Raw genomic sequence first — 22367 nt, 5'->3', positions numbered from 1 at the left:
GTCCTTTGCAAATCCGGCGCGTTGATGCCAGAGTGGCGCAGGAATAGCCGGGGCACAAGAACCCCTTTTAAAAGTTTGAGCATAAATCGGGCACAGGTCATGAAATCTCTGGTGTTATGTGCGGCGGGTCTGATCCTGATCCTTGTGGGGTCTGCAACCGCCCAGGATCGCGGGCCGGTCACAAACCTGCCATTGCCGCGGTATGTTTCGCTGAAAGCCAGCGAAGGCAACGTGCGGCGCGGGCCAAGCCTGACGCATCAGATCGACTGGGTGTTCACGCGCAAGGATGTGCCGCTGGAGATCACCGCCGAGCACGGCCATTGGCGCCGCGTGCGAGATCGCGATGGCGTTGGTGGCTGGATCCATTATTCGCTTTTGTCTGGCGTGCGTACGGCCATAATCGAACATGATATGCTGGAATTGCGCGCCCAACCCGCTGATCAAGCAATGGCCGTGGCGCAGCTTGAACTGGGTGTGATTGCGCGGGTGCTGGAGTGCAGTGCTGACTGGTGTCGCCTCTCGGCTGCTGGCTACAAAGGCTGGGTGCCCAAGCAACGCGTATGGGGAATTGAGCCCGACGAAATTCTCGACTGAAGCGACCGTGAGCGTGGTCCATCCATTGGTCGCGCAAAATTAACTATTTTTTCTTTTCCGCACTTGAACCGCATCGATGTCCGGAGTAACTAGCACGGCACAATTGGGGTGTGGCCTAGCGGTAGGGCAACTGTTTTTGGTACAGGAGATCGTAGGTTCGAATCCTACCACCCCAGCCAAGCACTCATGCTTGACACCGTTGATCACCCAAAAACTAAAATAGTATTTGCACTGCAGATCGTATTTCCGAAAAGTCCTTTGCGATGTGGTGCGTGACAAAGGCTTACTCTGACAGAGAGAAGCGGGCGACATTGGTCAACGCCATGCCTAGAACCGAAGTCCTAAGGGCCAGGCGTCAAAACAGGAAGTGATCCGCGTGCAGGTCAGTAACTTGCACATTCAAAAGGATCAATTTGTTGCCCTCACCGTCTTCGATGACGGATTTGTTGATCGACTGGCGCAGATGGTTTGCCATCAAGTCCTCAAAATCGGTCACCGCGCTGAGGTTCGAGAGGTCAATCCTGTCTTGTGATGGTCCCACATTGAAGTCGGTTACTTTGTCCTTGCCATAGCCATCGGCGAACACAAATACGTCTGCACCCGCCCCTCCGGTCAGGATATCGCTGCCTTGACCGCCATCGAGCGTGTCGTCCCCAGCACCGCCTTGCAATGTGTCCTTGCCTTCCAAACCTGCCAAAAAATTGTCGCCGGAATTGCCGGTGATTGCGTTTTTCTTGGCATTCCCTGTGGCGTCCAGATCAGCAGTGCCTGTCAATTCAAGCGCTTCTAGATGCGCGCTCTGGGTATCCAGAGCATATGTCACCGAGCTGAAAACCTGATCATACCCTTCGGCCGCATTTTCCAGAATCTGGTCGCCGACATCGTCCACATAGTAAATATCACTGCCCCGGCCACCTGCCATCTGATCCGCGCCGGACGTATCAGCAAACACATCCTTGCCCCGCGACCCGCTGAGACTGTCATTGCCCGCACCGCCATCCAGCGTGTCATTTCCCCATGCACCGGTCAGGAAGTTGTCACCTGCGTTCCCGACGATCAAATTGTCGCGCCCGTTTCCAAAACCATGGATGTTTTCGGCACCCGACAGCCGCAACTCTTCGATGTTTTTGCCGTCTTCGCGCAGGTCGAACGAGATGGCGCTTGTGATCTGATCATACCCTTCACCCGCAATTTCTGTAACGCGGTCAAAGATTTGATCGACGATGTAGATATCGTTCCCCTTGCCGCCAATCGCATGGCTGATCCCCAGATCCGCACCAAAAACATCATCCCCGTCGGTGCCGATATGTTTTGTCTGTTTTTGCGCAAATAAATCCGACAGCTTCCCAACCAGGCTTTCTGCCAAGGCCTTTCGAAACGGTTTTGCGTAATGCAGATGATCATCAAACATGGCGCTTGCGCTGATGGCTGCCTGTGCCGCAACGGCGTCCGGATCAATTGTGGTGACCTGTCCGCTTTCATCCCCCAAGCTCTGCAGGTTTTGGCGCATTTCATGCCATTTTCCGTAGGTTTCAACCGCATCCGCCTGTGCGGACAGGTTTGAGATGACCATGTCCATCTCTTCGATGCCGGAACGGTTGGCGCCGAAACCCGCGATGACATCGGCGCGGAATTCGTCCATGAACGCGTTGAATTCCGATTTGTAGATGTCGGATTTTGACGTGGTATGCGCATCGGCTTCGCCCTGCAGCCACATCATCCCGGCCAAGTAGCTGCCGGGGTTGTCTTGAAGCGCCTGTAGCGTGGCGGCTGTGAGCATGCTGCGCAACTCGCCCGGTGTCTGCCAGTCCTGCGCCGTATCGCGTTCCCGGGTCAGGGGGCACCGGGCCCCGTGACCTTGACGAAAATATAGTTGTCGGCGCCATAGGTTGCATCGAGTTCTCGCACCACCTCCGAGCTGACACGCCGTGCGTTGCTTTGACCGGCAAGGATGAAAATTTTCGTCGCCATAGGCGTCTCCAGAAATGCAAGGACTGGCGGGACTTTCGGGGGCAGAAATTAATCTTCCGCTAACGATTTTTAAGGAGTGCAGAAGATTGTCTCTAAATCAGCGGATCAAAGCAAAGGGCTTGCACTTATCTGGTCGAGGAAAAACTGACCAAGAAGCGCATTGGCGTGCAGTGTATCTTTCTCGGGACGCTGACCAACCCCGTCATAGCGAAGCGAATTTCGTGAGTATTTTAAACCAGTTAGACAGCCATGGGCGAGGGTTTCCGCGGGTTGCGGTAGAAATTGCGCGTCGGGGGTTTGAGAAAAATGATCAACATGCGCTTGCGTCAGGCTTGCAAACACGTCTTCGCCATCGCCGTTTTCTACAATTTGTTGAAATTCGGTCTTATCTTTTCGGACCTTCAACACTTTGATCGAGGGGCAGGGTTGCGGCACGACGAAGATGGGAACATCGCTCTGATTTCTGATCTTCCGCGCCAGATCACTTGTGAAACTGATGCCAATTCGGTCAATCAGGATGGAGACATATGCGGCGTTGCTCAGCAGCGGTTTGACCAAAGGTTCACGTGACGCATGGCGGGCGATCGCGGCACTTGTGGATGGCCATCTGGAGATGAAATGCGTGCGCAGGGGGGCCAAGGCGACATAGAGAGACGCCGTTTGAGCGACCAATACAATGGCGTCAAAATCGTCGATCTCCAGTTCCATTGACGTGCCGATGCGCTTTAAGTGCTTGGCGAGCTTTTCATCGCAACTTCGCAGGCGCCCTCCCATTAATTCAAATTGATCTTCGGTCAGACCGGGGCAGGCAAAGACAGTCGCCGTCAAGTCGCGGTCGGCGCGTTGATGAATCGCCCCCGCAAGCATGCCGACATGCGAATTTCCGATCATGCAGAGCTTCATGTTGGCGCAAATGCCTCGAGCATGACGTCTTCGCAGGCCGGGTCGATTGCTTTAGTATGTGAGATATCAGATTGAAATTGTATTTTATTTATAAGGCCTTGTGATGTTTTTAGGCCATGCGCGCCAAAGAACATCTGCATCACCGTTTCAACACCCGCTTCAGAAACGGTACGCTGGTTCGGTTCAAAGAACGGGGTAGTGTGGGGCAAGGCGGTGATCACCTCATAGGATGGGAAATAATCGATATCCGGGTCTTGTGCCGCCATGTCGCCCGCGACAGCCCGCAGGACGGATTTTGAGTAGGTATTGGCCTGCACGACGTGCCGTCCGCTGCCGGTTGCGGTTAACGGCACTGGCGATACGGTCAAAATCACTTTCAAGCCGGGCGAAAGCTGCCGCATCACATCAATGGCTGCGGATAGATCGGTAAAAACCTCCTGAAACCCCATGTTCAAGAACGCATGTTTGCCAGGGTCAAATTCACCCGCGACAAGGCCGGGCACAGTTGGGAAGGCAACGCCGGTTTCTGCGTCGATCCATGTTTCAGTCAGACCAAGGGTGAAAATGAAAACATCGGTCTCGGCAAACAGGCTTCGGACCCGGCGCAGATGGTCCAACCGAAAGGCACACATCTCCTCGCGTGTTTCAAAGCCCTCAGGCTCGACCGTTGGCCGAATGGCATCGAAGTAACGGCCATTCCGCCGCCAAACGGCGCTATGATGGCACCTTTCCACCATGGCATCCTGCAACAGCTGAAGCAATTGGCGCGCGGTGTAGATATTCCCGTAACGCGCAGAAAAAAGGTTATACCCAAATAGCTTAGCGGTTTTTGGGGTCATGCCGGCGGGGGCAGGCTCCACATCCACAAGCGTACAATTCGAGTGGCGTAAATAGCGCGAGACATGCTGTGCAAAACAACTGCCACCCGTGGCGATCTTGGTGTTTTTGTCCAATGCAAAAGAGGGTTGATACAGATCGTCCAGCAACAGATCAGGCGCGTCCCGGCAGGATTTCCAAAAGGCGGAGTCTTTTGCGTGAGAATAGGGGGACGAGAACATGGCGCGGCGTACCTGATACAATAGGGCAGGCGCGATGGCCCGTTTGACCGCGCGCAGCCCTTACAAAAGAAGAGACCCGGCGGTTCTACAGGTATTTGATTTCAAATCGTTTAATGGCCACGTTCCGCGGATAAGCGCGCTCAAGGTTCGACAAAGAAGTCCGCGCGCGCGCGATCTACAGATCAATCACATGCACATCCCGGGGAAACTGGGTCAGGCAAACCGCATCATTTGCCCGCACGTGAATGGTTTCGCTCAGCTCCATCCCCCAGCCATCCATCCACATGCCCAGAATGATGTGCACAACAGCATTTTCCGGCAGAGGGGTTACATCGTCGGGTCGGAAACTGATGGTGTGTTCCCCCCAATCCGGGGCGTACCCGACACCGATTGAATATCCAATCCGGCTTTTCTTTTCGAGGCCGTATTGATCGAGAACCGCTTGCCAGGCGGCATGAACCGCGCGGCATTCCACACCTGCGCGCATGGCGTTCAAAACCTCGTCCATCCCCTCGCCGACGGCCTGCGCCGTAGTGATCAGGTTTTGCGGTGGCGTGCCGATATGAACGGTGCGTGCCAGACCCGCATTGTAGCGTTTGCGGCAACCGCCCAGTTCGAACGCAATGGTCTGATCCGCGCTGAACGTTTCATCCGTCCACATCGGATGTGCGGTCGATGCGGCCTCGCCAGCCAGAACAAGCGGGTGCAACGCGGTCATGTCGCCGCCAAATTCCGGCGTCCCGCGAATTTGCGCCGCAACGATATCGGCCATCAGATCGCACTGCCGCACATCGGGGCGCACACCGTCATAGGCGGTCTGCATGGCCAGACCCGCGATGTCGGCGGCTTGTTTCAGCATGGTGATTTCGGCGGGGCTTTTGACCAGCCGCACCCAATTGACCAGGAGGCCGCAATCAACCCATGTGCTGTTGGGCAGTTTGGACATCAGATGTCCGGTCGCGGCGGGTGTCAGGTAGTATACATCACTTTCATACCCAATTCGCTTTCCATCCATGCCTTGTGCCCGCATCCAGTCCCCCATGAACTGGGCCGGATGCACCTCGGGTTGCTGCACAAGATGTTCCGGAAAGGGGATGACCTGCGCCGCGGGCAGATAGGTTGTGAAATTGGCCGCCCCGGCATCCATTTCGCGGCCGATCCAGGTAGGGTCCTGCTCCAAGCCGACAACCATGATCTGCGGTGTGTAAAAAGACCACGCGTCATACCCTGTGAGCCAATTGATATTGGCCGGATCGCCGATCACCAGCAGGTCGAACTTTAGGCGCACCATCGAGGCACGCACGCGCGCCAGTCGGTCAGTATATTCCTCGCGGGGAAATGGTGGGGACATGGGAAAACCTTGTTGGCAGCGGACAGAGTGGCGAGAAATCCGCCGCCCGTTGGCGCTGCCAATCAAAACGCGGGAAATTTCATGTCCAAATCAGCATCGCCCAAGATATCTGTCAACAACGTTGTAATGCCCCGCGTCTCGAAGAGAGGGCAGGGGTCACAAGGTGTCGATGGGTGTCAGATCACTTGCGGCAGGCGCAAATCAAACGTGTCAGGCGTCTTCCACATGGGACGGTAACAGACCGAGTTTGCGGGCACTCTCATAGGCTTTGGGATAGTCCGCAATTGCGATATGCGCTGCACCAGGATGCTCGATGAACCGCTTGACCAACTCAATCTGAAAACTGATCTCATTGGATCGTTCCGCAAGCTTGTCGACAAAACCGGTTATGGGCGCATCATGGTTCATCATTCCTGCCTTGGCTGCTTCGCAGAAATTCAGAATGGGCAATGCCAGATCGGCCAGAACAAGCGCAGACAGACGGCTGCTTTCGCTGCTGATATCGCCATCGAAGCCGATGTTGCGATTAAACGCACGGTTGATTCCGCCAAGGAAGAAACGGAACCGGAAAATGATGTGCAACGTGCCGTCATCACCTTTGGAGACCATCATGTGTGCGCCCGCGAGGGTCAGGCCCGGGGTCTCAACAACAAAATCTGGCAAGGCAACAACTTCGGTGTCGTTACTCATCTTCGAAAGGCATCGGCTCAGCCCGTCCGACACGGCTTTCACAAATACATCATCAAGACGCGTTCGTTCGCCGAAGGACGTTCTATTTCGGTAATTCCGGCCAATGATTTCACATGATCGCACTTCAGGATCATGTCCATCCAGTAAAGTCAGGTTTACGACAAACTTTCGTGTTGAGACACCTTTGTCGTGGGACTGGACATCAGCTGTGACCCGCATTTCTTCTCCCTCGCTAAAATTCGAACAGTTAAATTGAGAAATAAGAAGCAAATATTTACAGAAAGTAAACTTGGGCAAAATCCTAGTTAATTGTTTTTTAAACGTAAAAATGTCCAATTGGTTAATGAATTGTTGATTTTGGTTAAGGAATGGTTGTCGGCAATGGCGAAAGAATACGATTCGCAATAGAAATCCCTAGGGTTGAGCTATATGATCAAAATAAAGCTTTAGGTGGGGCGCGTGGGGCAATGGAAGATACGAAGTCGGAATTGACAATTATTGGGATTGGTTCGTCTGCAGGCGGGCTGGAGGCGGTGCGCGAATTGGTCGTCACGTTGCCATCGGATTTGCCGGTGTCATATGTGGTTGTCCAACACATGTCGCCACATCACAAAAGCCTTATGACAGAGCTGGTTGCGCGGCAAACAGACCTGATCGTGAAGGACGTTGAGGACCAGACGGTCCCTGAGCCGAATGTGGTCTATATCACACCTCCCAACACGGATGTTGTGTTTGAAGATGGCGCGTTGCGGCTGCGTGAGCCGAGCCCTGAACCTGCGATGCCAAAGCCGTCGGTCAATCGCTTCTTGCAAAGCCTTGCAGACAACCACGGCGAGAAATCAATGGCGATCATCCTGTCGGGTACTGGCAGCGATGGCGCGTATGGAGTGCAGGCCATCCGCGAGGCAGGCGGCATCACCATCGCGCAGGACACAGACAGCGCCAAATATGATGGTATGCCCCATGCGGCGGTACAGACAGGATGTGTTGATCTGATCTTGCGGCCTTTGGAGATCGGGACGCATCTGGCCAAAATCCTGTCGTCGCTGCATGACTTTGAAGGGTTCCGCTCGCGCGAATTGCAGAGTACGCCAATCTCGGATCTGTTGCAGATTTTGCTGGCAAAAACCCGTGTGGATTTTCGTGAATACAAGCAAACCACGATCAGCCGACGCATCGAACGCCGGATGGTGGCGCTGGGGATCAAAACCCAAGCGGAATACACGCAGTTTTGTCGCAATAATCCCGATGCGGTCGATGCGCTCTTCAAGGATTTGTTGATTTCGGTCACGCGATTCTTCCGCGACCCGGATGAGTTTGAACAGCTGTCAAAACTTCTGCCGGAGTTGATCAAAGATAGCGGCGAAGGCCCATTGCGGGTCTGGATTGCGGGATGTGCGACGGGTGAAGAAGTCTATTCGATCGCGATGTTGCTGTCCGAGACCCTGGGTGGACCCGGCATCGACCTGAAAGCCCATGTGCAGATCTTTGCCACCGACATCGATAAAAACGCGCTGAAGGTTGCGCGAGGCGGTGCCTATGGAACCGCGGCTCTGGAAGATATTCCGAGGGAGCTGGCCGAGAAATACGTCATCCGTCAAAAGGACGGTATCCGGATGATCGACACGTTGCGCAACGCGATCCTGTTTTCGGACCACAATGTCTGTCAGGATCCGCCGTTTCAGAATGTTGATCTGATTTGCTGTCGCAACCTGTTGATTTATTTTGGAAACTCGCTGCAGCAAAAGGTGATGTCGCGGTTCCACTACGCGTTGACTGCAAACGCCCTGTTGTTCCTTGGAACCGCAGAAAGCGTGGCGGGATCGGACGAGCTTTTTGTTCAGGATCGCAGTGCTTCGCATGTGTATCACAAGCGCGTGCTGCGCAGTACCGCGCAAGTGCCGCTCAACGTCTCCAACCCGCCTTACGCGGCGCGTCAAATTCGGATGCCCGAACCAACAGAACGGGCGCAAACCACCGATCGCCACCTGTTTGAAGCATTGGCTCAGTCGCTTGGTCACAACTCTGTTTTGGTGACGGACGATTATTCCATCGTACGGGTGTACGGCAACATCTCGAGCTTTGTGGAAGTCAACGAGGCGTCGAACCTGAAGATGCATCTCGACCTGTTGCGCTCGCCGTTGCGCGAAGAGGCCCGCAGCCTAATCACCATTGCGCTCAAGAACAAAACCCACCGCGCCGGTGTGCGCCACCTTTTGGCGGTAAATGACGAGGAAGAAATCCGGCTGGATGTCTATCCGATCGTAGCCAAGGAAATCAACGAAAGGGCGGCGTTGGTTGTCTTCACGCCTGTCAAGGTTGACAAGGCGGCGCTAACCTCCCAGGACATCGAGGAACTGGATGACAACGTTGTGTCGGAACGTATCCGTTTCCTCGAAAACGAGGTTGCATCGACCCGTGAGGCTTTGCAGCAGACCATCGAAGAGCTCGAGACCTCGAACGAAGAGCTGCAATCGCTGAACGAAGAATTGCAATCAACCAACGAAGAGCTTCAGGCCTCGAATGAGGAACTGGAGACTTCGAATGAAGAGCTACAATCAACCAACGAAGAGCTGATCACCGTCAACGAAGAATTGCAGGTTACAGCTTCAGAGCTGAGCGGGCGCACGGGCGAACTGACGTCGGTTCTGGAGAGCACGCCGCTTGCGATCATCGTGGTCGACAGTGCGTTCCAGATCACGCAGGCCACGCGACCGGCGACCGACATCTTTGGTATCAAATTGCCGCTGGCGTCTCCTCATATCAGTCAATGTGTGCTTCCGGACGGGTTCCCAAGCCTTGCACCGATCTGCAGTGAGGCGCTGCAAATGGGCGCAACGGTGGACCGCGAGTTCAATTCAATGGGCAACCGGGTGAAGTTGAGTTGCTCACCCTATTTCGAGGCGAGCGGACAGATACAGGGCGTGACGATCGTGGTCACGGAATTCCCGGGTCTGGCGCGCGAGATGGAGATGATACTGCGTTCCGATTACGTGTATCTCATGCACCGCGATAACAAGGGCAATATTCTGCGGATCAGCAATGCGTCGGCAAAATCACTGGGTGTGTCAGCAGAAGAGGCGATCAACAAGAACATCACCGAACTGATTGACCCTGAAGCGGCCAAGAGGCTGCTGAAATCCGATGCGGAATTCCTCAAGGGCAATGAAGACATGTCCCAAGAGTCGATCCAGTTCTATTCGCCACATACCGAAAAGCACATTTGGCTTGCCATGAACCGGTTCAGCTACTCGAGCGAGGTGGCAAAAACGCCCACAATCTATTCGGTGGCAACAGATGTGTCTGAATTGATGGAGTCGCGAAATCAGGCGCAGGATCTCATCACCCGCATGACAGCACTGCAGAACTTTTCTGGCGCGGGCTATTGGGAAATCGATATCGCGACGCAGGAGCTTTACTGGTCGAAGGAGGTCTTCCGCATTCACCGAACCACGCCGGAAGAGTTCAAGCCTGACCTCAAGGCTGGCATCAAGTTTTACCATCCGGATGACCGGAAAGCTGTGAAGGCCTGTGTCGACAAGGCGATCAAAAAGGGTGAGGATTTCCGGTTTGTAAAACGCCTGTTGTGTGAAGACGATGCGGTCATAAACGTTGAATCACATGGTATCGCGATCAAGAACACAGAAGGTGAAGTCTTTAAAATTTCAGGATTTTTCCGGGAAATTGAGGCGGCTGTCTAAACCATGGTCAGGGGGTGTCGGCAGGTGCAGCATCACCCGCGCCCCGATCTGGGTGCAGCCAGTTCAGGATAATTGCGGCGACATTCTGCGGCTCTTCCTCGTGTCCCAGATGGCCGGCAGTGTCCATCCGAATGATCTCTGCGCTTGGCATGGACGCCGCGGCGCGTTCCGAAATTTCCGGCTTCACGGCCTTGTCCTTTTCGCCGACAATGAACAGGCAGCGGGATGAGATATCAGCCAACTCATCCAAAAGCGCGTCAACATTCCATTGCGCCATCATCTGCAGCGTGCCCTCGACATGGTTACGGTCCGAAATGAGACGTCCGTAAAGATCAATACCCTCGGCGTTCAGCGCGGACCCTGTGCCCTCGATCAGGCGCCGTGCGCGTGCGTCGCTGTTGCGACCAGCCGCAAATGCGTAAGAGGTCAGCGGATTGAGCGCCAGCACCTTTGCCAACAGCGGAAAAAGCCAGCCCGCCACCCCTTCAAACCGTCCCAAGGCCGCGTTGATGCCGATGATGGCAGGTGGTGCATGCTCTGAATCGGCGAAGTGTTTGGCCAGATTGAGCGCAATGGCCGCCCCGGCGGAGTGTCCGATGACGGCAAAGGGGGCCCAATTCTGATCATCGCAAAGTGCTGCTATGTCCTGCGTCATCGCGGGCAGGCCGCAACGGTCTTTTCGGCTGATCTGGGTAAAACCTTGCCCGGGTAGGTCGATCGCCACGACATGGTGATCGCGTGCCAGAATCGGGATCATGTCACGCCAGCTATGGGTGCTTGCGCCTGAGCCGTGCAAAAGCAGGATCGTCGGACCTTTGCCGGTCTCCTGAACGTGCCACCGATGGGTGCGCAGAGGGATGCGGCGCGAGAGCGAGGCAAGGGGCCAGGTCGGAAGATCGCGGTCCCAATCCATGGCGCTACTGCTCCAACGCGGTGTCGACGGCAGCGCTTATCCCATGGGCGTCAGCCCGAGGCAGCGGAACGTAGCGCGCCCCCAGATCCCCGGCAATCGCAGCCGCCTGTGGCCCGGGCCGCATGGACGTGTCGATCATCACTGCCTTGAGGCCGGTATGGGCGATCTGTTTTGCCAGCGTGGTGGCTTCCTCCAGGGCTGCGGCGCGTCCCGGTTCTCCTTCGAGGCCGACATTGGCGCGTCCATCGGTCAACAGGGCCAGCATCGGGCTCAACCCGCGGCCCTGCGCCTGATCAGCGAGGCGCAGGACTGCTTGCAGGCCTGCCGCCAGCGGGGTGCCGCCGCCGCCGGGCAATGCCGCGAGCCGCTTTTTGCCCTGCAGCAGCGAGCGGGTCGGCGGGAGCAACACCTCGGCCGTGGCGCCGCGAAAGGATATCAACGCCACCTGATCCCGTTTGGCATAGGCCTGTGCCAGCAATAATTCGACCGCGCCCTTGGCCTCGGCCAGCCGGGCAACGGCGGCGGATCCGGATGCATCAACTGCAAAGATCAGCAACCTGTCTGAGCGGTCTTCGTAGCGCCGGATGCGGATGTCGGTCGGGTAAATGATGATCGGCCGGGCGTCTTGCACATGTTGGCGGCGCAGGCGCTGCCACGGCGCGGCAGTACGCAGTGTGGCCACAGGATCAATCCGGTTGCGGCCATCGGGTTTGCCGGGTCGCGCGGGTAGGGGACGTCCACGCCGATTGCCAAGACGTCGGCCCCCGGCGCCACTGCCGCCACTGCGCGGGTTTGCGGCCTTGTCCCGCGCGCCCAACTCTAACAGATCACGGGGCAATAGTGCAGCCACCGCATCCACCAACATCTCTTCGGGGAGTGCGGGCGTTGTCGCTTCGCCGTCTTCTTTGGTGTCAGGTCCATCGGTCGGATCGGGCGTGTCCGGCGAGGGAGGGTCTTCGTGCATCTCCGGGACATGTTGGGCGTGGTGCGGAAACACAAGTTCGACCGCCTCGCGGATATGCTCTTCGCCGACCTCTGCCGCCCTGTCCAGTGCGGCCAGCGCGCGCGCCGCATGTGCCGCCAATGTGGGGACGCGCAGGTTGTCAATTCCGAAACGCGCGGCCAAAACCGTGAGTGCGCTGAGGTCATCGGCGGTCAGGCGTAATTCGGTCAGATGGGCGCGGGCGTGATCCACATCCCCGGGAGCGGGGAAGGGATAGCGTGCTTCTTCCATCGTCACTTCATTCAGATCAACGTGGAAGGCCACCCGATCGAGCAAAGCTTGCGGCGCGCGTTCATCGGTGTCCGCGCCTTCGTCAAAGAGGATCAGCGCATGCCCTTTGGCCCGGTCCAGTATCTGCGCCAGTCGTGCCGCAAGACCGGGTGTGATCCGTTCCGCCATGGGCATGGCAAGCAGGGTTGCCGTCTGGTCCAGCCCCGGCTCATGGACCGGGCGCCCTTCGGCCAGGGTGGCGGCAATGTTGAGACCGCCAAACAACTGCGTGTCAGAAACTGTCGGAGGGACGCGCCGCAAGGTGCCGGGCAGACGCGGCAATAATGCCTCGAACGCCGCGCGTGCGGGCCCCACGCGCGCCCGAACCGACATGCCTCTGAGGCCTGCGGGATCGATTGCCAATGCTGCCAGTGCCCGTGCGACCCGTTTCGCGATGGGCGTTGGCGCGCTCATCCCAAGACGTCGGTGACAAGGCGTGCCACCCGTGTCCCCGATCCTGCTTCGTCCAGTGGATCGCGCCGCAGGCGGTGGCTGAGCGCCATGGGTGCCACGGCGCGCAGATGGGTGCGATCGGTCTTGGTGTCGCCCTGATACGCGGCCAGTGCACGCGCGGCGCGCATCAGGGTCAGTTCCCCCCGCAGGCCGTCCGTGCCAAGCGCCAGACACAGCTCTGCACAATCGCGCAGAATATCATCGGGCGTTTGCGTGTTGGGCAAAAGATCGCGTGCGGCCAGAATGTCTTTACGGATTTTGCCATCCTTGCGCCGCCAGCGGGTCATGAAGGGCTTGGTGTCGTTCTCAAACGCATCCCGGCGGCGGATCACTTCGATCCGTTCATCGATATCCGTGGGCGAGGCAACTTCGACTGATAATCCAAAGCGATCAAGCAGTTGCGGGCGCAATTCACCTTCTTCCGGGTTGCCGGAGCCAATCAAAACAAACCGGGCCGGATGGCGGATCGACAGGCCTTCGCGTTCAACCGCATTGACCCCGGATTGGGCCACATCCAACAGCAGATCAACGATGTGATCCTCCAGTAGATTGACCTCATCAATATACAGGTAGCCGCGATTGGCACGCGCCAGCAACCCCGGCTCAAATGCCTTTTCGCCGCGTGTCAGGGCGCGTTCGATATCCAGTGCACCAGTGACCCGATCTTCAGTCACGCCCAGAGGCAGATCGACCACAGGCGTGGCCATTTTGACTGTCTTGTCGCCCTTGATATCCGCCCAGTCCGGGCATTCCGCCCGCGTCTCGGCGTTAATGGGACAGCCTTTGACGGACTGGATTGGTGGCAATAGCGCGGCCAGGGCACGCACCGCTGTGGATTTTCCGGTGCCGCGATCGCCAAACACCAACACGCCGCCCAGGGTGGGGTCGATCGCCGTCAGGATCAAAGACAGTTTCATCTGGTCCTGTCCGACAATGGCCGAAAACGGAAAGACTGGCGTCATGCTGCGGCCTCATGTGCGTTCAGGGGGCTGGTCCCGTTCCACGTGCCATGCTCGCCCAGAACATGGAAGCGGGCATAAAGCTCTTCGCGAAACCAATTTCCGTCGCGCACGGCCCTGATAGCGCGCGCATGGGGGCCATCCACGCGGGCGAATTCTGCCATGGTGTCGGTGTCGGGCCAGATCGAAAAGGTGATTTGGTGCATCAAGGGCACTTCACCGATGCCGATTTTGAACATCACGTTGCTGTCTGCCCCAATGACGTTGCTGATGTCGGGCACGCGGCGCCAGAACCGCAATGCGGTCAAAGGCCGGATTGTCGCTCGGGTCAACGCTGCAATAGGGCCGTCAATGGCCTGTTCGTGCGGATGAAACGGGGCCACACCTGACCATTCGCCACGCGACGAAACTGGCGTCAGAAACACGGTCCAGCATTCGCTGGCTTGGCTCAGATATCTGCGAAAAATGGCGGCGGAGCGGGTTTGCTGGCGCGCAGTTTCCTCGTCCGGCCATGTGGCCAAAATGGAATATACGGCCGTGTTCGGGATTGGCGTGAAGCCTTCGCCCGTCCCGGAGCCGCATAATTTCCAGAAACCCAGGCCCTCGACACGGCGCATGTGACGGCGCGCGAGACCCATCATCGCGAAGGCCCAGAACCGGCTAAGCCCAGGTGGGAAACGGAAAAAACTGAGCGATACAGTTTGTATGACGTAGCTCCTAAACGATCTGCGGCCGATTATTGGCACGCTTTCGAGAAACAGGAAAGCGTTGCAGTGAATGATTGTCAACTAAACTAGACACATGTAGTCTTTCAATATGTTGACACGTCACGAATCTTTCCACGGCGAACGACTTGCGACGGACGCGCGACCGCATGCTGTTGTGATCGGGGCCGGTTTGGGCGGGCTTTCGTCAGCGATGCGATTGGGGGCCAAAGGCTACCGCGTGAGCGTTCTGGATCGATTGGACAGTCCAGGCGGGCGCGGCTCCTGCATCTGGCAAAATGGCTACCGGTTCGATCTGGGACCAACCATCGTGACGGTTCCCTATGTGTTTCGTGATTTATGGGCTGCGTGCGGTCGTGACTTTGATACGGACGTGACGCTTGAACCGCTGGACCCCTATTACGAGCTGCGCTGGCCGGATGGCAGCCGCTTCAAGATTTTTGCCGATGACGAGGCGATGATGGCGGAAGTGGCCCGTCTGTCACCGGGCGATGTTGAAGGGTATAAACGCTTTCTGCGCGATAGCGAGAAACGGTATCATTTCGGCTTCGAGGGGCTGGGCCGTCGTCCGATGAACAAATTGTGGGATTTGGCCAAGGCGTTGCCAGGGTTTGCCGCCCTGCGCGCAGACCGGTCGGTCTATGGTCACGCGTCGGCACGGGTGAAAGATGAACGCCTGCGCATGGCGCTGTCGCTGCACCCGCTCTTTATCGGGGGCAACCCGACCAAAGTGACCTCGGTCTATATTCTGGTCAGCCATCTGGAAAAGGAATTCGGTGTTCACTACGCGATTGGCGGCGTCGATGCGATTGCGCGCGCCATGCGTGATGTGATCGAGGATCAGGGCGGTCAGGTGATCCAAAGTGCCGAGGTCGATGAGATATTGGTGAAGGGTGACCATGCCAGCGGCGTTCGGCTGAGCAGCGGTGATGTGGTGGATGCGGATATCGTGGTGTCCAACGCTGACACGGGCCACACCTATGATCACCTCCTGCGCAATTTCAAGCGGCGGCGCTGGACATCCGCACGGCTCAAGCGGTCGAAATGGTCGATGAGCCTGTTCGTCTGGTACTTCGGCACCAAAGGAACGCGGGATAAATGGCCCGATGTCGGGCACCACACAATCATGAACGGCCCGCGTTACACGGGTCTTTTGCGCGACATCTTCTCAAAAGGCACGCTGGCGGACGACATGAGCCTTTATGTGCATCGCCCAACCGTCACAGACCCGACGGCAGCACCCGCGGGTGACGATTCATTCTATGCGCTCAGCCCTGTGCCCCATCTGGGCCATGACCAATCGGTCGACTGGTCGACCGAGGCAGAAACGTATCGGCGGAAAATGCAAACCGTGCTGGAGGAGCATATGCTGCCCGGTTTGGAAGAGCATCTGACCGAACAGCTGGTGTTCACGCCGGATACGTTCCGCGATCGCTATCTCAGCCCCTATGGCGCTGGTTTTTCACTGGAACCGCGGATTTTTCAAAGTGCGTGGTTTCGTCCGCACAACATCAGCGAAGAAGTTGCGGGGCTTTATGTTGTGGGCGCGGGGACACATCCCGGTGCGGGATTGCCCAGTGTGGTGACCAGCGCTGAAGTCTTGGATCAATTGGTGCCACATGCGGAAACGGTGATGCAGCGATGATTGATCCCAAGGATATGGCGCATTGCGTAGAGGCGATCCGCCACGGGTCGCTCTCTTTCCATGCGGCCTCCCGGCTTCTGCCGCGCAAATTGCGGGATCCGGCGCTGGCGCTTTATGCGTTTTGCCGGCTGGCGGATGACGCGGTTGATCTGCAACCGGCCAAGGCGGATGCAGTGTTGCGCCTGCATGAACGGCTTGATCTGGCCTATGCGGGGCGGCCCAGAAACGCGCCCGCAGACCGGGCCTTTGCCGCGATCATCGAGGATTTCGAGATGCCAAGCGCGTTGCCGGAGGCCCTGCTTGAGGGGTTGGCCTGGGACGCGATGGAAAAACGCTATGCCAGTTTGTCGGATTTGCGGGCCTATTCGGCGCGCGTGGCCTCGGCCGTGGGGGCGATGATGTGTGTGCTCATGCGCGTGCGGGACCGGGATGCGCTGGCGCGCGCCTGTGATCTGGGCGTGGCAATGCAGCTGACGAATATCGCCCGCGATGTGGGCGAGGATGCGCGCGAGGGCCGGCTTTATATTCCGACCGATTGGATGCGTGATGCCGGTCTGGACCCTGAGGCGTTTTTGGCCGCACCGCGCATGTCAGATGCGGTGCATTCCATGGTGGATCGCCTTTTGCGTGAAGCCGATGCGCTTTATGTGCGATCCGAGGCGGGCATAGGCGCGTTGCCTGTGTCCTGCCGCCCCGGTATTTTTGCAGCACGGTATATTTATGCGGGGATTGGTGGCGAAATTCAGCGACTGAAGTGCAATTCCATAGATCACCGCGCCCATACGGTGCGACGTCAGAAATTGGGGTGGCTGGCGCTGGCGGTGCTGCGCACCTCGGGGACAATGGTTATGCCCCGGTCGCCCGTCATCCACGCGCGACCTCTGCCGGAAATCGCCTTTCTGGTTGATGCGGCGGCAGATCGCAATGCGACTGAACGGGGCTGGAGCGATGCGCTCTACGGCACGCTGGCGGGTCTCAAGGCGCGGGATGTTGCCGAGCGGTCAAGTGCGCTGCAACACGGGCATGGCATTGGAAAACCAATATGATCTGGCTCTACTTCTCGATATTTCTGGCGGCTTGCGTTGCGGCTGGAACCACGGGGGGAATGTTTCCGCCCGGGTCGTGGTATGACGCGCTGAAGAAGCCCTCCTGGACGCCGCCCAATTTCATGTTCCCGGTTGCCTGGACCACACTTTACCTTTGTATGGCCTATGCCGGGGCGCGTGTGGCCGTCAGCCCGGGAAACGGCTTGGCAATGGCACTTTGGTCGCTTCAGATCGCTCTTAATGGCCTCTGGACGCCGGTGTTTTTTGGCCTGCAGAAACTCAAAGCGGGGTTGCTTGTCTTGGCCTGCCTGTGGGTGTCGGTTGCCGCCTGCATGATAGCACTCTGGCAGGTGGATACGGTCGCGGGATTGCTCTTTCTACCTTATCTGCTGTGGGTGTCGGTGGCTGGCGCGCTCAATCTGTCGGTCATACGGTTGAACCCGGAAAACGCCTGAAATCAATCGAAACGCCACCGCGTGCGACGCGGCACGCGACAGGCCAACATGGGTTTGAGCAGGGGCGACCGAAAACGCCGCAAATCCAGCGCTTCGTGCACGCCAATGCTTTCCTGCCCGTCGATTTGCGTGCGCACGGATGACCGGCTGTAAAACGGCGCATCCAACATGTTCTGCACCTGTGCCGGGGCGTATCCGGCATCGGCGCGGGTATCGCGCGCAACGGCCCAAAGGCTGCGGGGCAGGCGGGCTTTGGGGGTGGCGCGACAACGCTGGCCGCCCCATCGCGGTCAAAATGCGCGCCCAGAGACAGCGTGCTGCCATCGCGCAGGGTTGCATCATAAAAACAGGTGCTGCCCCCCGACACCGGAAAGCGGCCCCAGGTCCAGTAGGTGAAATCCTGCTCCAACGCGCGGGTGCCGAAATTGGCATCGAAATAGCCATGCCCGTCCCATGTCCAGCCGGGCGCATCAAGATCAACGTGGATGTCGCAGGTGGGGGCGAAGGGGCGCCAGATATGCGTGCCTTCCGGCGTCAAGGCGGCCTCAACATTGGTGATAGCTGACGGGGTGACCGTGATGGTGCCGCGCACGCGCGAGACCAGTGGCGGCGCGGCGATCTCATTGACCTCGATGATCAGTTTACCGGCGTCCCATCGCATGGAGGACGGACCAACCGTCAGGCAATCAGGTGTCTGACGCAAAGCGGTCTGGCCGCGATCTGTCATGGCAAACCGCCCGCCCGGCCCATAGGTGGCCACGTTGATGCAGACGTTGTTTTGCGGGTTGCGCCGCCCGGACCACGCGTACCACGGGGAAAAGACCGAACCTATGAACCCGATGACGCTGATGGCGCGCCCGCCGCCGTCGCGGATGCCGTCGACATACCACCACGCGTAGCCGTTGGGCGGGACGTCGATGTCAAAATTTGGTCGCTCAAGATCGCCTCGACCGCGTGCCGTGCGGAGAGCGTCGCCATCGGCACGCCCGCCCCCGGATGCGTGCCGCCCCCGGCCAGATAAAGCCCCTTGATCGCCGTTCGGGCCTGAGGCCGTTGCAGCGCGGCGGTCATCCCATGCGGGCTCTGCCCGTAAAGTGACCCGGCCGAGGCGGGAAACAGCTGTTCGAAGTCCCGAGGTGTTGTCAGACTCTCGGGTCCCGGCATCCGGTCGAAGTGCAGGCCGAAATCCGCCAGCGTCTGAAAGGTGCGTGTCTGACATTTGGAAACATCCTCTTGGGTCGGTCGTGCGGTCAGCGGGGGCGCGTTGGCAATCGTTTCAAAGCGTTCGATCTCGGGCGGTGGCGTGTTCAGGCCGCGATCCATTGCGCAGACGTAGATTGTCGGCGTATCGCTCATGTGGCCCTTTGCCAGCCCATCGAATTCCGGTTTGGGATCGGCCCTGAAAAACACATTATGATGCGCCAGATCCGGGCCGGTTGCGCGCGCGGCAAAGGCCCAGACTTCTGCAGACAGACTGCGGGCAACGGATTGGGTTTGTGGCGCGACCTTGGCGCAATCACTGCCCAGTAGGCCGAGGCCAAAGGCGCGGGGGTCGCCGTTGAACAATACGGTCGATGTCGGAAAAACCCGACCATCGGCTGTTGTGATGCCGCAAACCTTGCCGTTTTCAGTGTTGATGGCGTCGGCCGCGGTGTTAAACTGGAACGTGGCGCCGCGGTCCTGCGCAAGGGCCATCAGCGATTGTGCCAATTGGTGCATGCCACCTTTGATCGCCCAGACGCCCGATGCTTCAGCCTGCCAGATCAGGGCCAGAAGGGCAGGGGCCTGATAGGGTGAGCCGCCCACATAGGTGGCATAGCGGCCAAAGAGTTGCACCAGTCGCGGGTCATCAAACAGTCGGTCCAAAAGGCCATGAAGGGTCGACAGCGGCGCCATTTTCGCCAGCAAACGCGGTTGTCGGGCCACGTGGCGCGCCAGTGTGGTGAATGCGGGGGTGGCCGCTTGCATCATCGGCGCGTCAAAGGCGTCAAACAAGCTGCGCGCCCGGTCACAGAAGGCATCAAATTGCCGCGCGGCCTTGGCGCCAGCAAAATCGCTTATGGCGTCGATGTTTCGTTCTGCGGTGTCAAACAGGTCCAGCTGGCTGCCATCCGGCCAGAAATGTCGTGCAAGCAGATTTTGGCGGATCAACGTGACATGATCCTCGATGTTTTCGCCCAGACTTTGGAAAAGCGCGTCGAACACCGGTCGCATGGTCAGCACCGTGGGCCCGGCATCCACGGGGCCTGCCAGTGTTGGCAAGGCGCGCATTTTTCCACCCGGAGTCGCATGGGTTTCGAACACAGTGACATCCGCGCCGGAATGGGCCAGTCGGGCCGCCGCCGCCAGCCCCGCAATCCCTGCGCCGATAACCGCGACGCGGGGCTTGTGCGCTGGTGATGTCCGAGTTGCTGTCATGCCTAATTGTTGACTCGCTACTGCAATGTGTCCAGTATGATTTACACAAATAGTGTCAATCTGATGTGACGCACGCCAAACGGGAGGCTTTCATGCCGCTATCAGAACGGGTCGAAACAGCCATTGCGACCGCTTTATCCACGGCGCGCGGCGAGCAAGCGCCCAAACGTCTCTCTGAAGCGCTGGAATATGCAACGCTGCCGGGTGGCGCGCGCATTCGGCCCACGATTTTGTTGTCCGTTGCCAAGGCGTGCGGCGATGATCAACCCGCCCTGTCCAATGCGGCGGCGGCGGCGCTGGAATTGATGCATTGCGCCAGCTTGGTGCATGACGATCTGCCCTGTTTCGATGACGCGGAAACGCGGCGTGGCAAGCCGTCTGTGCACCGCGCCTATTCCGAACCATTGGCAGTTTTGACCGGTGACAGCCTGATCATTCTGGCCTTTGAAACGCTGGCGCGCACGGCGGATATTGATGCAATGCGGGCGGCACGCATGATTTTGACCCTGACCCAACGCACGGGCATGCCTAACGGCATTTGCGCCGGGCAAGGCTGGGAAAGTGAGCCCAAAATTGATCTGGCGGCATATCACCATTCCAAAACGGCTGCGCTCTTTGTGGCGGCGACGCAGATGGGGGCAATTTCGGCCGGTCATGATCCGGAGCCGTGGTATGACCTCGGCGCGCTGATCGGTGAAGCCTTCCAGGTGGCTGATGATCTGCGCGATGCGCTGATGGATGAAGCATCGCTTGGTAAACCCGTTGGGCAGGATGATCTGCATGGTCGGCCAAGCGCCGTCACTGAATTGGGTGTAGACGGCGCGTTTGAGCGGCTGTCGGATACGCTTTCTGGCGCCATTGCCTCGATCCCGTCCTGTCCGGGCGAAGCGGCATTGGCCGAAGTTGTACGCCTGAAGGCAAAATCGATCATGCCAAAAGTACCCGCCAGAAACCGGGCCTGATCCGCGATGGCGTCGGGCGAGCCCATACCCCGTTTTCAATTCTCTCCATCTTTGTGGTTCGCGCGGCTGGTTGCGCGGTCTGGTTTTCAGAAATGGGCCAGCCGTATTCCCGTCGGGCGCAGCGTTGCACGGCGTGATGGCGCCGAAATTTTTGATCTTTTGCAAGGGTTTGTGAAGTCGCAGGCGCTGCTGGCTCTGGTCGAGCTTAACATATTGCACCGGCTTCTGGACCGGCCCAGTTCGGCCGAACAGCTCGGGTTGGCCGTGGGCGTTCCTGCAGGGCGGATGGAGCGGTTGCTTGCAGCAGGCGCTGCGATGGGTTTGCTACGGCGCAGGCGGGATGGGCGCTATGCGCTGGCCCGGCGCGGCGCGGCCATTCTGGGGGTGCCGGGGCTGGCGCAGATGATCAGCCACAATCAGGCGTTATATGCGGATATGGCGGACCCGGTTGCCCTGTTGCGGGGGGAAACGGAGACGGAACTGGCGCAATTCTGGCCTTATGTCTTTGGTCAATCCGGCGATATCCCGCCTGATGTCGCAGAGCGGTATTCGGATCTGATGGCGCAATCCCAACAGCTGGTTGCCCACGATACGTTGCGCATGGTCGACATGCGCGGGATCAACACGTTGCTGGATGTCGGCGGCGGTTCTGGCGCATTTTTGACCGAAGTCTTGCGTGCCCATCCAAAGATGCGCGCCATGCTGATGGATTTGCCCGAAGTTGTGCCAACTGCCCGGGCCAGGTTTGATCGGGCTGGGCAGGGGCAACGCATCGAATTGCGCCCCGGCAGTTTCCGCACGGGTGATCTCCCGACAGGAGCAGATGCCATTTCACTGGTGCGGGTATTTTATGACCATCGGGACGAAACCGTGATTGATCTGTTGGCCAAGGCTTACGCCGCGCTGCCGGACGGTGGAAGATTGATCGTGTCAGAGCCTATGGCGGGCGGTAAGGTGCCTGAGCCTGCAGGGGATATCTATTTCAATTTCTACACGATGGCGATGGGCACCGGACGCGTGCGATCAGCGGCGCGTATAGCCGAGATGTGCGCGGCGGCTGGCTTCGAGAACATCAAACAGCCACGGGCGTTGCGCCCCTATGTGACCAGCGTTGTGACCTGTTCCAAGCCGGCTTAACCCTCTCTTAAATACTGTAAAGAAAACTTGACACATATGAGTGTCTCTTTACACTTACAATACATCAAGAACCGCTCCCGACTGAGTCTTTTTCAGGGTGGAGCGATGGGGAG

General features: G+C 58.2%; 18 protein-coding genes, 1 tRNA gene and 1 pseudogene. 8 read left to right on the top strand and 12 right to left on the bottom strand.

The features are described 5' to 3' along the window. Positions 1-99 precede the first annotated feature (99 nt). On the top strand, positions 100-594 hold the full coding sequence (locus tag ACZ1HJ_RS19220) for an SH3 domain-containing protein (protein WP_472720228.1): 495 nt from the start codon (positions 100-102) through the stop codon (positions 592-594). A gap of 104 nt (positions 595-698) precedes the next feature. Beyond that, positions 699-773, top strand: a tRNA-Gln gene (locus ACZ1HJ_RS19215). A 176-nt stretch (positions 774-949) separates the two neighbouring features. Here the strand turns inward: ACZ1HJ_RS19215 and ACZ1HJ_RS19210 are convergent. The 6 genes from ACZ1HJ_RS19210 to ACZ1HJ_RS19185 form a co-directional block, all read right to left on the bottom strand. Continuing rightward, on the bottom strand, positions 950-2431 hold the full coding sequence (locus ACZ1HJ_RS19210) for a calcium-binding protein (protein WP_472722246.1): 1482 nt from the start codon (positions 2429-2431) through the stop codon (positions 950-952). Continuing rightward, complete coding sequence (locus ACZ1HJ_RS19205) at positions 2428-2565, bottom strand: hypothetical protein (RefSeq protein WP_472720227.1); 138 nt, start codon at positions 2563-2565, stop codon at positions 2428-2430. The genes ACZ1HJ_RS19210 and ACZ1HJ_RS19205 overlap by 4 nt, the downstream gene beginning before the upstream one ends. 105 nt (positions 2566-2670) lie before the next feature. Further along, the gene (locus ACZ1HJ_RS19200) at positions 2671-3456 is read right to left on the bottom strand and encodes a hypothetical protein (protein ID WP_472720226.1); all 786 of its coding nucleotides are present in this window, start codon (positions 3454-3456) and stop codon (positions 2671-2673) included. An 8-nt stretch (positions 3457-3464) separates the two neighbouring features. Next, the gene (locus ACZ1HJ_RS19195; protein WP_472720225.1) at positions 3465-4454 is read right to left on the bottom strand and encodes a GSCFA domain-containing protein; all 990 of its coding nucleotides are present in this window, start codon (positions 4452-4454) and stop codon (positions 3465-3467) included. A gap of 247 nt (positions 4455-4701) precedes the next feature. Beyond that, complete coding sequence (locus ACZ1HJ_RS19190; protein WP_472720224.1) at positions 4702-5877, bottom strand: M24 family metallopeptidase; 1176 nt, start codon at positions 5875-5877, stop codon at positions 4702-4704. Positions 5878-6087: 210 nt separating this feature from the next. Beyond that, positions 6088-6786, bottom strand: a complete 699-nt coding sequence (locus ACZ1HJ_RS19185; protein WP_472720223.1) for a hypothetical protein — start codon at positions 6784-6786, stop codon at positions 6088-6090. Between the two features lie 248 nt (positions 6787-7034). Here ACZ1HJ_RS19185 and ACZ1HJ_RS19180 point away from each other — a divergent pair, with 248 nt between their 5' ends. Next, positions 7035-10268 (top strand): chemotaxis protein CheB, encoded by a 3234-nt coding sequence (locus ACZ1HJ_RS19180; protein WP_472720222.1) that lies wholly within the window; start codon positions 7035-7037, stop codon positions 10266-10268. Between the two features lie 7 nt (positions 10269-10275). Here the strand turns inward: ACZ1HJ_RS19180 and bchO are convergent, their stop codons facing one another. Genes bchO through crtA form a run of 4 tightly spaced genes read right to left on the bottom strand, consistent with a single transcriptional unit; the run spans position 10276 to position 14573 of the window. After that, complete coding sequence (bchO, locus tag ACZ1HJ_RS19175) at positions 10276-11181, bottom strand: alpha/beta fold hydrolase BchO (RefSeq protein ID WP_472720221.1); 906 nt, start codon at positions 11179-11181, stop codon at positions 10276-10278. A 4-nt stretch (positions 11182-11185) separates the two neighbouring features. Further along, positions 11186-12868: a magnesium chelatase subunit D gene (locus ACZ1HJ_RS19170; protein ID WP_472720220.1), complete on the bottom strand. Its 1683-nt coding sequence runs from the start codon at positions 12866-12868 to the stop codon at positions 11186-11188. Beyond that, positions 12865-13869, bottom strand: a complete 1005-nt coding sequence (gene bchI / locus ACZ1HJ_RS19165; protein ID WP_472720219.1) for a magnesium chelatase ATPase subunit I — start codon at positions 13867-13869, stop codon at positions 12865-12867. Before bchI ends, ACZ1HJ_RS19170 begins: the two co-directional genes overlap by 4 nt. Next, complete coding sequence (crtA, locus tag ACZ1HJ_RS19160) at positions 13866-14573, bottom strand: spheroidene monooxygenase (protein WP_472722245.1); 708 nt, start codon at positions 14571-14573, stop codon at positions 13866-13868. Before crtA ends, bchI begins: the two co-directional genes overlap by 4 nt. A gap of 109 nt (positions 14574-14682) precedes the next feature. On the opposite strand from crtA, the gene ACZ1HJ_RS19155 reads away from it, so the two are divergent. From ACZ1HJ_RS19155 to tspO, 3 genes are read left to right on the top strand one after another with little or no spacing between them, the layout of a single operon-like run. After that, positions 14683-16236 carry a phytoene desaturase gene (locus ACZ1HJ_RS19155; RefSeq protein ID WP_472720218.1) on the top strand — a complete coding sequence of 518 codons (1554 nt, stop codon included), beginning with the start codon at positions 14683-14685 and terminating at the stop codon, positions 16234-16236. Beyond that, positions 16233-17282, top strand: a complete 1050-nt coding sequence (gene crtB, locus ACZ1HJ_RS19150) for a 15-cis-phytoene synthase (RefSeq protein WP_472720217.1) — start codon at positions 16233-16235, stop codon at positions 17280-17282. The genes ACZ1HJ_RS19155 and crtB overlap by 4 nt, the downstream gene beginning before the upstream one ends. Next, positions 17279-17737 carry a tryptophan-rich sensory protein TspO gene (tspO, locus tag ACZ1HJ_RS19145; RefSeq protein ID WP_472720216.1) on the top strand — a complete coding sequence of 153 codons (459 nt, stop codon included), beginning with the start codon at positions 17279-17281 and terminating at the stop codon, positions 17735-17737. The genes crtB and tspO overlap by 4 nt, the downstream gene beginning before the upstream one ends. Before the next feature lie 2 nt (positions 17738-17739). Here tspO and crtC read toward each other — a convergent pair. Continuing rightward, positions 17740-18611: pseudogene (gene crtC / locus ACZ1HJ_RS19140) on the bottom strand (carotenoid 1,2-hydratase). Then, positions 18566-20155, bottom strand: coding sequence for a 1-hydroxycarotenoid 3,4-desaturase CrtD (gene crtD / locus ACZ1HJ_RS19135; RefSeq protein WP_472720215.1), 1590 nt, complete (start codon positions 20153-20155; stop codon positions 18566-18568). Before crtD ends, crtC begins: the two are co-directional and overlap by 46 nt. Before the next feature lie 92 nt (positions 20156-20247). Between crtD and ACZ1HJ_RS19130 the strand changes: the two genes are divergently transcribed. Next, positions 20248-21117, top strand: a complete 870-nt coding sequence (locus ACZ1HJ_RS19130) for a polyprenyl synthetase family protein (protein WP_472720214.1) — start codon at positions 20248-20250, stop codon at positions 21115-21117. Positions 21118-21123: 6 nt separating this feature from the next. After that, positions 21124-22254 (top strand): methyltransferase, encoded by a 1131-nt coding sequence (locus ACZ1HJ_RS19125; protein ID WP_472720213.1) that lies wholly within the window; start codon positions 21124-21126, stop codon positions 22252-22254. Positions 22255-22367: the final 113 nt, after the last annotated feature.

Source organism: Roseovarius sp. JB2-10 (assembly GCF_055693585.1).
Note: the sequence above shows the minus strand (reverse complement) of the source record. Positions and strands in the feature narration are given on the sequence as shown.

Excerpts from the sequence above, each read along its gene's own strand:
- ACZ1HJ_RS19185 (WP_472720223.1), bottom strand. The coding sequence starts at position 6,786 with ATGCGGGTCACAGCTGATGTCCAGTCCCACGACAAAGGTGTCTCAACA.
- ACZ1HJ_RS19170 (WP_472720220.1), bottom strand. The coding sequence starts at position 12,868 with ATGAGCGCGCCAACGCCCATCGCGAAACGGGTCGCACGGGCACTGGCA.
- ACZ1HJ_RS19125 (WP_472720213.1), top strand. The coding sequence starts at position 21,124 with ATGGCGTCGGGCGAGCCCATACCCCGTTTTCAATTCTCTCCATCTTTG.
- crtB (WP_472720217.1), top strand. The coding sequence starts at position 16,233 with ATGATTGATCCCAAGGATATGGCGCATTGCGTAGAGGCGATCCGCCAC.
- ACZ1HJ_RS19130 (WP_472720214.1), top strand. The coding sequence starts at position 20,248 with ATGCCGCTATCAGAACGGGTCGAAACAGCCATTGCGACCGCTTTATCC.
- ACZ1HJ_RS19205 (WP_472720227.1), bottom strand. The coding sequence starts at position 2,565 with ATGGCGACGAAAATTTTCATCCTTGCCGGTCAAAGCAACGCACGGCGT.
- crtD (WP_472720215.1), bottom strand. The coding sequence starts at position 20,155 with ATGACAGCAACTCGGACATCACCAGCGCACAAGCCCCGCGTCGCGGTT.
- bchO (WP_472720221.1), bottom strand. The coding sequence starts at position 11,181 with ATGGATTGGGACCGCGATCTTCCGACCTGGCCCCTTGCCTCGCTCTCG.
- ACZ1HJ_RS19200 (WP_472720226.1), bottom strand. The coding sequence starts at position 3,456 with ATGATCGGAAATTCGCATGTCGGCATGCTTGCGGGGGCGATTCATCAA.
- tspO (WP_472720216.1), top strand. The coding sequence starts at position 17,279 with ATGATCTGGCTCTACTTCTCGATATTTCTGGCGGCTTGCGTTGCGGCT.
- ACZ1HJ_RS19155 (WP_472720218.1), top strand. The coding sequence starts at position 14,683 with ATGTTGACACGTCACGAATCTTTCCACGGCGAACGACTTGCGACGGAC.
- ACZ1HJ_RS19220 (WP_472720228.1), top strand. The coding sequence starts at position 100 with ATGAAATCTCTGGTGTTATGTGCGGCGGGTCTGATCCTGATCCTTGTG.
- ACZ1HJ_RS19180 (WP_472720222.1), top strand. The coding sequence starts at position 7,035 with ATGGAAGATACGAAGTCGGAATTGACAATTATTGGGATTGGTTCGTCT.
- ACZ1HJ_RS19190 (WP_472720224.1), bottom strand. The coding sequence starts at position 5,877 with ATGTCCCCACCATTTCCCCGCGAGGAATATACTGACCGACTGGCGCGC.
- bchI (WP_472720219.1), bottom strand. The coding sequence starts at position 13,869 with ATGACGCCAGTCTTTCCGTTTTCGGCCATTGTCGGACAGGACCAGATG.